This is a genomic window from Treponema sp. JC4, from assembly GCF_000260795.1.
GTDB lineage: Bacteria > Spirochaetota > Spirochaetia > Treponematales > Treponemataceae > Treponema_D.
This window is the reverse complement of sequence record NZ_AJGU01000046.1, coordinates 1-12428: the sequence shown is the minus strand read 5'-3', so window position 1 is coordinate 12428 and position 12428 is coordinate 1. Positions and strand designations below refer to the sequence as shown.

Annotated in this window: 13 protein-coding genes; all 13 read left to right on the top strand. The window is 34.5% G+C overall.

Annotated features, from left to right (window positions below):
- Positions 1 to 498: 498 nt before the first annotated feature.
- Entirely contained in the window at positions 499 to 2322 is a 1824-nt protein-coding gene (locus MSI_RS11860; protein WP_009107344.1) for a nucleoside-diphosphate sugar epimerase/dehydratase, read from the top strand.
- Positions 2322 to 2675, top strand: a complete 354-nt coding sequence (locus MSI_RS11855) for a VOC family protein (protein WP_009107341.1) — start codon at positions 2322 to 2324, stop codon at positions 2673 to 2675. Before MSI_RS11860 ends, MSI_RS11855 begins: the two co-directional genes overlap by 1 nt.
- A 36-nt stretch (positions 2676 to 2711) precedes the next feature.
- Entirely contained in the window at positions 2712 to 3383 is a 672-nt protein-coding gene (locus tag MSI_RS11850; protein ID WP_009107339.1) for a PIG-L deacetylase family protein, read from the top strand.
- Positions 3384 to 3995, top strand: a complete 612-nt coding sequence (locus MSI_RS11845; RefSeq protein WP_009107338.1) for a sugar transferase — start codon at positions 3384 to 3386, stop codon at positions 3993 to 3995. It abuts the gene before it with no gap.
- Between the two features lie 22 nt (positions 3996 to 4017).
- Complete coding sequence (locus tag MSI_RS14905) at positions 4018 to 4437, top strand: hypothetical protein (RefSeq protein ID WP_009107336.1); 420 nt, start codon at positions 4018 to 4020, stop codon at positions 4435 to 4437.
- Positions 4438 to 4448: 11 nt separating this feature from the next.
- On the top strand, positions 4449 to 5147 hold the full coding sequence (locus MSI_RS14900) for a hypothetical protein (RefSeq protein WP_202799342.1): 699 nt from the start codon (positions 4449 to 4451) through the stop codon (positions 5145 to 5147).
- Positions 5148 to 5158: 11 nt separating this feature from the next.
- Positions 5159 to 6124: a hypothetical protein gene (locus tag MSI_RS11835; RefSeq protein ID WP_009107331.1), complete on the top strand. Its 966-nt coding sequence runs from the start codon at positions 5159 to 5161 to the stop codon at positions 6122 to 6124.
- 10 nt (positions 6125 to 6134) lie between these two features.
- Positions 6135 to 7244, top strand: coding sequence for a glycosyltransferase family 4 protein (locus MSI_RS11830; RefSeq protein ID WP_009107330.1), 1110 nt, complete (start codon positions 6135 to 6137; stop codon positions 7242 to 7244).
- On the top strand, positions 7241 to 8410 hold the full coding sequence (locus MSI_RS11825) for a polysaccharide pyruvyl transferase family protein (protein WP_009107327.1): 1170 nt from the start codon (positions 7241 to 7243) through the stop codon (positions 8408 to 8410). The genes MSI_RS11830 and MSI_RS11825 overlap by 4 nt, the downstream gene beginning before the upstream one ends.
- Positions 8411 to 8425: 15 nt before the next feature.
- Positions 8426 to 9607: a Coenzyme F420 hydrogenase/dehydrogenase, beta subunit C-terminal domain gene (locus tag MSI_RS11820; RefSeq protein WP_009107325.1), complete on the top strand. Its 1182-nt coding sequence runs from the start codon at positions 8426 to 8428 to the stop codon at positions 9605 to 9607.
- Positions 9608 to 9673: 66 nt separating this feature from the next.
- Positions 9674 to 10846 carry a glycosyltransferase family 4 protein gene (locus MSI_RS11815; protein WP_009107324.1) on the top strand — a complete coding sequence of 391 codons (1173 nt, stop codon included), beginning with the start codon at positions 9674 to 9676 and terminating at the stop codon, positions 10844 to 10846.
- Positions 10847 to 11109: 263 nt separating this feature from the next.
- Complete coding sequence (locus MSI_RS11810) at positions 11110 to 11892, top strand: glycosyltransferase family 4 protein (RefSeq protein WP_009107321.1); 783 nt, start codon at positions 11110 to 11112, stop codon at positions 11890 to 11892.
- Positions 11893 to 12054: 162 nt separating this feature from the next.
- A partial coding sequence (locus tag MSI_RS11805; RefSeq protein WP_039924830.1) for an oligosaccharide flippase family protein occupies positions 12055 to 12428 on the top strand: 374 nt, incomplete at its 3' end.

The window sequence follows — 12428 nt, the reverse complement described above, 5'->3', positions numbered from 1 at the left end:
AGGTAGTCAGACGCTCATTGTACAAAATGTATATTTCGGTATAAGTTTAGCCTCAAATGTTGTAGTATAAAGCGCCTTTAGCATAGCTTGGTCATATGGAAATATGATGTGCTGGTGGTTTTATTTGCGGTAACAAGAGTTCAAAATATCAATATTGTTTGTCTTTATTTTGAAAATTTCTTTTTTTTGTATAAAAGTTATATCGAAATAACAACTAGTTGGGCATGGTGAATTTACTATATGTTAAAAGTTGATAATTTTTTGCAAAATAGAATATTTTTCAAAAAATTATCATAATTCAAAAATAAATTTCTTTTTGTCAACTTTATATCTGAAATCTAAGGCTTTATAAATCAAGCGGTTTTATGCATTTTCAGGAAAAAGGTAATTGCTAATTGCCTACAAACATCTTAATACAGTATAATTAAATTAAAAGATAATGCAGTACGTAATTTACTTCGTTAAGCATTGATATTAATTAAAAATCGGAGAATATAAATGCCTGTCATTAAAACTAAACTTGAAAATATTTCACGCAGAGAGAAGTTTGTAGTACTTCTTTTGTGTGATTTATTTACCTTCATAATTGCGGGACTTTTTGCAAACTTCATTGTATTAGGCAGTGTCCGCCATATTAATCCATATATCTTTATTCCCTATGTTCTTTCCCAGCTTTTAATCCTTTGGCTTTCAAAATATTATCGTTTAAGAATCAGCGATGGTTCTGTAGACCTTATTTTTAAAGCTATTACATCTTTGTTCGGTGTTTTTCTTATTGCAGAAGTTATAATCGGTTTTATATATAGTTTTGTTTCTGTACAGAGCCGCTGGAGTATTGTATATTCAGTTTTTTCACTCGCAGGAACAATGGGAATTCGTTATGCATACCGCATGCAGGGCTATACCAGATATTCTTCTCGGTTTCCCAAAGCTGTAGTTTATGGTGCTGGGGATGCTGGTTCAACTATGGCCCGACTTTCTCATAAAGGTTCTTTCCCTTATTCCGTAGTTGGTTTTATTGATGATAACCGTAACTTGAAGCGTCGTATTGTTCAGGGTGTAGAAGTATTAGGTACTCTTGATGACCTTGAGCAGATTGCCTTAAAAGAAAATTTTACAAACCTTATTATTGCTATAAAAGTTATTAGTGCAGAAAAAATTCAGAAAGCAGTTGAAATCGCAAAGAAATATGATATTTCTGTAAAGATTATTCCAAACCTTTTTGAACAGAAAAAAACAACAGATGTTTCTGTACGTGATATTGATTATGCAGACCTTCTTGGTCGTAACCTTATTACACCTGAAGTTAAACCAATTAAAGAATTGTTTGAAAATAAAACAGTTTTAGTAACTGGTGCCGGTGGAAGTATCGGTTCAGAAATCTGCCGCCAGATTATGGATTTTGATCCTGAAAAACTAATCCTTCTTGATATTGATGAAACAGAACTTCATGACCTTGGTATGCGTCTTTTGAACTACCAGGCAGAGTGGAGTGATAAAGTAGTTCCTGTTGTATGTGATATTAAGAATGCTGCAAAGGTAGAAAGAATCTTTAACCAGTATAAACCTGATATTGTTCTTCATGCTGCAGCTTATAAGCATGTTCCATTAATGGAAGTATTCCCTGAAGAAGCAATTTTGAACAACGTTTACGGAAGTTACAACGTATTCAACAGTGCTAAAAAGAACGAAGTAAAACGTGTAATTGTAATTTCTACAGATAAGGCAGTAAACCCAACAAATATCATGGGTGCAACAAAACGTGTTGTAGAAATGATTGCGTCATCAATGAACTGTGAAACAACAGAATTCTGCTGCGTACGCTTTGGTAACGTAATTGGAAGCCGTGGAAGTATGCTTCCAATCTTCCTTGAAGAAATAAAAGCAGGTGTACCAATTACCGTAACAGATAAACGTATTATCCGTTACTTTATGGCAATTAAAGAAGCTGTTGGTCTTGTATTCCGTGCAGCAACAATTGCAAAAGGTGGAGAAGTTATGGTTCTTGATATGGGTGAACCTGTTAAGATTTATGACTTTGCCCAGAAGCTTATTAACACATTTGGTGACGGTCGCAGTCAGATTGTAATTACAGGACTCCGACCTGGAGAAAAGCTTTACGAAGAGCTTCTTGCAGATAAGGATAATACTATTCCAACTGAAAACCAGAAAATCTTCCGTGCCAAGGTTGTTAATAATGACGATTTCTCAGAAAAGACACTTGCACAGAAAATCGGCAAACTTTGCGATATGACACCAGAACAGATGGTAGCATTTGTAAAGAAGGCTGTACCAGAGTATCATAAACCGGAAAGAAAGTAATGATACAAGCAATTCATCATTTTGCCATTATTGTAAGTTCTGAAAAAAGTGTAGAGTTTTATACTAAATTTGGATTTAATCAAATATTTCGTAAAGAAAGAACTTATGACACTGTTGTCCTTATGGAAGGTTACGGTATTCAGATAGAATTATTTATTGATTCCAATCATCCGCCTCGTGCTGTTAATCCTGAAAACATTGGTTTACGTCACTTAGCATTGAAAGTTGATAATATCGAAAATACTATAAAAGAACTTGGACTTTCAGATATAGAAATTAATACAGATTGGCTTGGAAAAAGATATGGGTATATCTTTGATCCTGATAGTTTGCCTGTAGAACTACATGAATAAATATTGAATAAAATAAAAATATAAGGAATATATATAATGAATTATTTAATTGTTGTTGCACATCCTGATGATGAAGTGCTAGGGGCAGGAGCTACTATTCATAAGCTTGTGAATGAAGGACACAAAGTGGCTGTAGCTATTATGGTTGGTAAAGCTTCTGCCAGAAAAAATTTGTCTTTAACATTATCAGAAGATGAAGCAAAGGCTTTGAAAATACTTGGAGTTCAAAAATCATATCATGCTGATTTTCCTAATATTAAAATGAATATTACTCCGCACATTGAACTTGTACAATTTATTGAATCTTGTATTAAGGATTTTCAAGCTAATGTCATAATTACTCATCATCCTGCAGATGTAAATATCGATCACGTAGAAACAAGCAAAGCTGTAATTGCTGCTTGTCGTTTGTTTCAAAGAACTGAAGGTGTAGCGAGATTGAAAGAATTATTATATATGGAGGTTCCTAGCTCCACTGAATGGAGTTTAAATAGCGGTGATAATAAGTTCGTTCCTAATACTTGGGTTGAAGTTTATAAAGAAGGTATAGATATAAAAATTACTGCTCTTAAAGCGTATTCGGGTGTAATGCGACCTTATCCTCATCCAAGATCTGTTGAGGCAATTACTGGGCTTGCAGCATATCGTGGTGCACAAGCTGGTGTAAATTATGCAGAATCCTTTGAAACTGTGTTTAGGAGTTTATAAATGGGGAAAATTATTAAGAGGGTATTCGATATCTGTTTTTCAATATTGGTTAGTATATTTGTATTTCCAATAATCGGTATATTTATGATTGTGGTAAAAATTGCTTCTCCAGAATCTCCTGTAATATTTAAGCAAGAGCGAATTGGATATAAAAGAAAACCTTTTATGATTTGGAAACTTCGTTCAATGACAAATGAAAAAGACGAAAGAGGAAACCTTCTTCCAGATGAACTGCGGTTAAAAAAATGGGGTAAACTAATTAGAAAATTAAGTATAGATGAATTATTTCAGATTGTCCATATTTTTTCTGGTAAAATGTCTTGGATAGGTCCACGTCCTATACTACCTCGTGAAATGCTTGTAATGACTGATAAAGAACAAGAGGAAAGACAATCTGTTATGCCTGGAATTACTGGATGGGAAGCTGTTAATGAAGAAAAATCTGATGACAGAAGAACGATGGCTGAATTTGATTTATATTATGCAAGAAATTGGTCATTGTTATTAGATATGAAGATATTCTTTATGACAGTAGCTAAACTCTTTAAGGCTGACCGTTCAGATGACGAACATAGGGCCCCAAAATTAAAGGAAGAAGAAATAATATCATAAACAAAACAACAGGAGAAAATAAATGAATAATAAGTATAATGGACATATTGTTATTGTATTTGCTCAGGAACATTACAATCCTCTGGGGTTGATTCGAAGTCTTGGCGAGAATGGAGTTAATCCTATTTATTTTTCTGTAAAAAGACGAGGACCTGTAGCTTGTTTATCAAAATATATATCAGAAACATACTTCGTTGATTCTGTTGAAGAAGGTTATAATCTTCTTTTAAAAAAATATGGAAATGAAATAGAAAAACCATATGTTCTATTTTCCGATGATAAATGTGTAGGATATTTTGATCTGCATTATAAAGACATAAAGGATAAGTTTATTTGTTATAACGCTGGTTGTAATGGGCGTATCAATGAATTTATGGATAAAGATAAAATACTTAAACTTGCAAAAAACATGGATTCAATGTACTTGATTCTCATGTTGTAAAAGTAGGAGAAATTCCCAAAAATCTTGTTTATCCAGTTATTACAAAAGATATCAGTCCTAACTCTGGTAGTTGGAAAGCTGATGTTCACATTTGTGAAAATGAAGAGGAATTGAAGACTGCATACAAGGAAATAACAAGTCCAATTGTTCAAATTCAACATTTCGTGGATAAGAAAAATGAGTATGCAATTGAAGGGTTTACAATAAATCATGGTAAAGATATATTCTTTGGAACAACTCTAACTTGGAAATATCTTATTAAAGGTTATTATAGTCCCTATCATGATGTGACCTCGTTCAAAAATCAGGAAATGGGGAAGAAACTTAAGGATTTATTTGAAGAAATCGGATTCGAAGGTATCTTTGAAGTTGAATTTTTGATTGATAAGGATGATACATTTTATTTCCTTGAAGCAAATTTTAGAGCATCAGCATGGAACTATTCATCTACAGTTGCTGGAATGCCACTCTCGTTTCTATGGGTGAAATCAATGAATACAGGATGTATTGACCCTAATGATAAGAAAGAATTTGAAGATTTTACAGATATGTCTGAGGTTATAGATTATGGTATTCGTGTTGAGAAAGGTAAAGTAAGTTTGGCTGAATGGTTACGCGATTTTAAGGCGGCTAAAGGTACATACTACTATAATGAAAATGATATGGCTCCGTTTGAATATTTATTTGAACATTGGAATGAGTATAAGTGAGGTAGTTACAAATGGAAATGGGTAGCTTTCTTGAATTACAGTTCCAAAGTGGTATGGAATACTATAAAGGTGAAGTTAATATTGCACGTCTTAATACTGGAAGAGCTGCAATTTGGCATGCTTTTAGAGTGTTAGGTTGTACTTGTATTTGGTTGCCGTATTATCAATGCGATTCAGTAAGAGAATTCTTGACAAGAAAAAATGTAAAATTAAAATTTTATCATATTAATAAAAATTTTAATCCAACTGATTTAAAACCTACAGATAATGAGGCTGTTTTATTAGTTAATTACTATGGAGTAATGTCTACAAATCGGATGAAGAGCCTTGCAAAACCATATAAAAATGTAATTATTGATAATTCACAAGCATTTTTTAATGTACCAATAGATAACTGTATGAATATCTATTCTTGTCGTAAATTTGTAGGAGTACCAGATGGTGCATATGTAATTGGAAAAGGTGCTGAAAGTTATGTAAATGAATATGAACAATGTTATTCATCAGATACATCATTGTTCATGTTACAAAGAATAGAATATGGTTGTGAAGGAAAGGCTTATCAGAGCCGCCAAATTAACGAGCATAGAATCGACACCGAAGATTGTATGAAAATGTCTAAACTTACAAGGACGATTCTTGACGGAACAGACTATGCATATATAAAAGATAAAAGAATACAAAATTTTGCGATAGCACAGGAACTGCTTGGCGGTTTGAACCGCATTAATGCCTCGGAATACTATGATGCAAAAACTGTTCCAATGGTGTATCCGTTACTGATCGAGGATGATGGCTTGTTGGAAAAACTTCAAACAGCAAAACATTTTCAGGGGCATTGGTGGAGTTACATCTGCAAAGAAATGCCGGAAAACTGTGTTGAACATTGGATTTCTAGATTCATGATTCCGATAACGATTGATCAACGATATGGAAAAAATGAAATCCATTCTCTCTGTGAAATAATAAAGGGTTGATGGTGTAAAAATGTCAAAGATACTTCTTATCTCCAATAAAGATAATAACTTCTATAATTTCCGAAGCGAGTTGATTTTGAAACTTGTTGAGTTGAAATATGAAGTTGTGCTAATGTGTCCTTACGGGAAGAAAATAGATTTTTTTACCGAAAGAGGATGCCAGTTTATTGATGTCGATGTTGATAGGCGCGGTACAAGTATCTTAACGGATTTGAAGTTACTTAAAACATACCGAAGATTAATCAAAGCAGAAAAACCTGATGTCGTTCTGCTGTATACAACCAAATGTTGCGTGTATGGCGGCATGGCTTGCAGGAACTTAGGTATCCCGTATATTGTAAATAATGCTGGATTAATTGAATCAGAAAACCCCAATAGTCCTTTGCAGATTCTTTTGCGACAACTTTATAGGATTGGTTTTGGAAAAGCCGCGTGTTTGATGTTTCAAAATACAAGGGAACGCGATTACATTAACGGGCTTTTGAATAACAAAGTTCATTATAGAGATATTCCCGGCTCTGGGGTGAATCTGCGGGAATTCTCGTATAGAAAATACCCAGCATCAGATGCCAAGGTAACGTTCAATTACGTAGCGAGAATCGTCTCTATTAAGGGCATCAAGGAATTCTTGGACTGTGCAGAGATTATCAAGAAGGAATACCCGAATGCAAACTTTGTCATATATGGTGATTATGACGAAGAAGAGTATAGACCGAGAATTGAAAAGTTGATTAAAGAAGGCGTGATCGAATATGGCGGTGTCGCCATGGATATGAAACCACATATCGAAGCCGCCCATGCAGCGATTCACCCGAGTTATTATGAGGGCATGACAAATGTTGTGCTGGAACACAGTGCCATGGGCCGCCCTTGCATTGGCTCCGATATTTCTGGTGTAAGAGAAGGTATTGACGACGGAAAAACAGGATTTCTGTTTGAAGTAAAGAATGTTGAGTCTATGGTAAATGCCGTGAGAAAGTTCTTGAAATTAAGTCATGCTGAAAAAGAAGAAATGGGCAAAGCGGCTAGAGCCAAAATGGAAAATCAGTTTAGTCGAGATATTGTGACGAATATTTATATAGAAGAAATTGAAAAAGCCTTGATGGGAGAAAGTAAATGAGTTTGGTTGGTTTAACAGTTGTTACCTATAAAGATAATTTTGGCAGTGCATTGCAAACCTATGCTACTAAAAGAGTAGTAAACGAATTAGGTTACGAGACCAAGACTTTTGATATAACCGGATTGAGCAAAAGTATACGCAACAGAAAAGTTTTATACTATTTGACAAGATTGCTCCACAAAGATGAAAGAGCATACATTTTATCAAATGCAATATCTTCTGCAAAAAAGAAAAAGAATGATGACAATTACGCGAAAAATATGTCTGTAAGACATGAAATGTATAAGGCTTTTTATTCTAAGCATATAAAATTTTTCCCACATGTTGACAATTGGAAACAATTGTCCGAGCAATCAGCAACATGCGATATGGCGTTAGTTGGTAGCGACCAGTTATGGGGGGCTGCCAATATTGCTGGTGGCTATTTTACGTTGGAATTTGTTCCTGACAATGTAAAGAAGATTGCCTACTCCACAAGTTTTGGTGTATCTGTTCTGCCTAAGCAACTTCATAAACACGCCAAAAAATTCCTTAATAGGATAGAACATATTAGCGTTCGTGAAGACAGTGGAAAAATGCTTGTAAAGCAACTGACAGGTAGGGATATTCCTGTGGTTTGTGATCCGACCATGCTTCTGACTGCAGATGAGTGGCTCGATATCCAAAACGAAGCCCCTTTTACAGATGGCGACTATATTTTGACTTACTTCATGGGAGACAATCCTGAACAGCGCGAATTTGTTCAGCGTTTGAAGGAAAAAACTGGCTATAAAATCGTCGGATTACTCCATGGTAGTACTTTTGTAGAATCTGACGAGCATTATTGTGATGAAACTCCTTACGATGTTGGTCCTGGTGAGTTCCTAAACCTTATCAGACACGCAAAATACGTTTGCACAGATTCTTTTCATTGTTCTGTTTTTTCAATAATATATGGAACTGAATTTTTTGCATTCCCCAGAGATGCCGAAGGTAGTGCATTCTCTGCTAATGATAGATTGCATACTTTGCTTGGATGGACGGGATTACAGAATCGGATGCTTACAGGGAATGAAAATGTGGACGATGTAATGAATCTGCATTTGGATTACAATGTTCTCCAAGAACTTGTTGCCGACAAAAGAAAAGCATCTATTGATTATTTGAAAAAAGCGTTGGAAGCGTAAGAAAAGGATTGGAACATGCCAGAATTAGAAAAAAAGGATTTGTGTTGTGGATGCGCCGCGTGTTTTAACGCATGCCCTAAAAACGCTATTGAGATGAAAGCCGATGAAACTGGCTTTTTGTATCCGGTAATTGATAATAGTCTCTGTATAGATTGCAAAAAATGCGAGACTGTATGCCCTTCTCTTAATCCGTTAGAACGCAAGGACGCTGAACCCCATGCATACGTGGGAAAACATAAAAACGATCAAATTCGAGAAGAATCCACATCGGGTGGCATTTTTACTGCTATTGCTGAATTTGTGATTAAACAAGGTGGAGTTGTATTTGGCGCCACAATGGACAACAACTTCGTTGTTCATCATAAATATGTACAGAGTATCGAAGAACTTGCTGCTTTTAGAAACTCAAAATATGTGCAAAGCGAAATTAGAAACACTTATCGGCAATGCAGGGAATTTCTAAGAAGCGGTAAACAGGTTTGCTATAGCGGAACCCCGTGTCAAATACATGGCCTGCTAAAGTACCTTGGAAAAGAGTATGACAACTTGATTACCGTCGATATATTGTGTCGATCCGTTCCCTCTCCCCTTATTTTCAGTAAATATATGGAAATGCAAAGAAAAAAGTTTCCTACTGTAAACAAAGTTGTTTTTAGGGATAAGGCATGGGGCTATGCATATCCTACTATGGCGCTTTATGAAGATGCAAAATGCCTTTATAGAGCGGGAAGTGAAGAAGATTTATGGCTAAGGTCGTTCGTTCCTGGTTTATGTGATAGAGAAAATTGTAAGAACTGTGTATATCAAAAATGGCCTAGAAGTAGTGATATCACAATTTGGGATTGCTTTGTGATAAACAAAATTGAAAGAAAATTTGATGATAACCATGGTACGACTAGTATAATGACATGGACGAGAAAAGGTTCTTGTATAATTGATTCTGTTCGAGAAAGAGCTGATATAAAAGAAGTAAATCCCCTAACTTTCTACAAAAAGATTGAGGGAAAAAAAGAACGACTAGAAAAAAAACTTATGCTTAATCAGAAACAGATGTATACAGAAGTTCAGCAAATGATGCCAGAAGATTTTTTTGAAAAGTATCGTCCTAAAACAAGAAAAGTTTATGCCAAAATCATTGGAAAAAGGATTTTAAGAAAACTTGGATTAATCAAAATAGTGAGAAAGGTTATTGGATAACGGTATACTGGATTTTAATTTATCTAAAAACGCTGATTAACTATTTTATTTGGCAAGAGGTATTATATGATCAAAGCTTTATTCGTATTTACTGGAATGGTTTATGAAAAGGACAATCGTTATTATGCACTTATGATGACTAGTGAGGTGTTTCATAAATTATATTTTCCATATTGTGACAAACTAATTGTTTGCGAAAGATTAGTGCATGCGACTGATGTTACCGGCTTAACAGAAGTAAAGTCAAATGATATAGAGTATATCTGCCCTCCATATAGTCCTTCATCATCTAGCATGTATTTTATAAACAAAAAGAAATACTTTACCTTTATTGAGGAATTGGTCAAACAAGTTGACTTTGTCGTGCAACGACCAGGACTTCTTGGTTGTGCTGCTGCTAAGTATGCAAAGAAATATAATAAACCATGCATTTGTGAAGTTACTGGCAATATATTTGCTTCCTTTTGGCATCATAGTTTAAGTGGAAAATTCCTAGCCCCATTTAGAGAACTTGATACAAGAAAAACGGTTAAAGAGTCAGAATATACGATTTATGTGACGCAAAAGTATTTACAGAGCCAATATCCTAGTAAAGGAAAATGTATAGGCATTTCGGATGTAGAAATTGACAAACTTGAAGACTCTATATTGCATACAAGGCTAAAAAAAATAGACAATTATGATAATAACCATATATATAAAATGACTACTGTAGCGGGCGTAAATGCAAGGGCTAAAGGACAGGTTTATGCTTTGAAAGCTTTGAAAAAACTGAAAGAAAAAGGTGTTAAAGTAATTTATTACCTTGTTGGCGAAGGCGACCAAACCTATTTAAAAAATAAGGCTACAAAATATGGTATATCAGATCAGGTGATTTTTACTGGAGCCATGCTTCATCAGAAAGTGTATGATTTTCTTCTGGATATGGATTTATACATTCAGCCTTCATTACATGAAGGGTTGCCTCGAGCAGTCGTTGAGGCTATGAGCCGAGCGTTACCTTGCCTAGGTTCTCGTACAGCAGGAATTCCTGAATTAATTCCGGAGGAATTGGTTTTTGTAAAAAAGAATGTTAATCAAATTTGTAGTATTATTGAAGGACTTACAAAGGAGAGGTTAAAAAGATATGCGACAATCAGTTTTGAACGGGCTAAAGAATTTGAGCAGGAAACGTTAAAGAAAAGACGAAATGAATTTTTTAATGCTTTTTTGCAGGAAAATAATTTAAAATCGCGATAAAGGTGAAAAAATGAAAAAATCCTCATATATAGAAGAATAAGTGATTTAGCTCCAACTGGTGGTCCCAAGGGATATCTGTTTAATTTAAATAACGGGTTGGGAAAAGTCGACAACAGAGACGTGTCAATTTCCTTTTTGCCGGCAGAACAACATATCTTTGAAGATGAAAAAAGAAAAAAATAAAGAAACATCTACCAGCATTTGTTATAAAAACTATTCGCTCAATAGAACACGGAAAATTTGTATATAATATTATTCATAAGGTGTCAAAACCTGTCGTTAATATAGATGATTACGACCTTATTCATTTCCACGATACGTATAGCATTTATACGTTAAGGAAAAGTCTTGAAAACTATAAAGGAAAAATTGCGTTAACGTCGCACTCTCCTCAGCCGTTGCATCAGGAATTTATTGAAAATTCAACAAAAATTGAAAGAAAACTACTGCGTAAAACATATTCTGAATTGTACAAAATTGATGAATATGCATTTAATAGAGCCGATTATATAGTTTTTCCCACGAAATATTCTGACGAACCCTATATTAATCGTTGGGAAGGTTATAGGGAATTTAAGAAGACGAATCAGTTTAAATATCGTTATTTTTTAACAGGAACGCTGAAACCCCAAATAAGAAAAAGCAAGTTGGAAATAAGGGAAAAATATAACATTCCAGAAGATGCTTTTGTTTTGTCTTTTGTTGGACGGCACAGCGCAATTAAGGGATATGATGATTTAATAAAGTATTGTGAGAAATTTTGTTCAGGCAACACTTACGTATTGGTTGCTGGTGCTCAAGGAAACATTGTCTATCCTAAAAACGATCATTGGGTTGAAATTGGTTGGACAAATGATCCCTATTCTATTATGAATGCTGCAGATGTTTTTGTATTACCAAATAAGGAAACATATTTTGATTTAGTCCTTTTGGAGGTCTTGTCAATAGGAACGATTGCTTTGGTTTCTAATACTGGTGGTAATAAGTATTTCGATTCTGATAAGTATCCAGGAGTTGTTCTTTATGATAATGAACAGGATTTTTGACAAAAAACTTACTCTCATTATGAAACTTAGCGCAGAAGATAAGAAAAACCTGAATGTTATAAATCAAAGAACATATAAAGATTTATTTACTACAGAGACTTTTGCTTCTGAGTATATCAAGTTGATGTCTGGTTTAGTAGAATAGCTTAAGGTGGTTACGTTTTGAAAGAAAAATCGATTGCGCTAAATGCTGCGTTCAACTCATTACACAAGGTGGTAAATTTAATTTTCCCGGTCTTTATGGCTGTTTATGTTTCCCATATTTTATTAGCTGAAGGTATTGGGAGGATTGGCATTGCGCAAAATTTAGCGCAGTATTTTGTGATTCTAGCGCCGCTTGGAATTCCAAATTATGGCACGAGAGAAATAGCCAAAGCTAGAGAAAATATTCCTGCTACGAATAAATTATTTACAGAATTACTTCTCATCAATTCTGCATCAACGTTTTTGTGTCTGTTTATTTATTATGGAACAATAATTTTTGCAACACATTTTGCAGCCGAAAGACTGCTTTACATTGTCTGTGGAATTCCTAT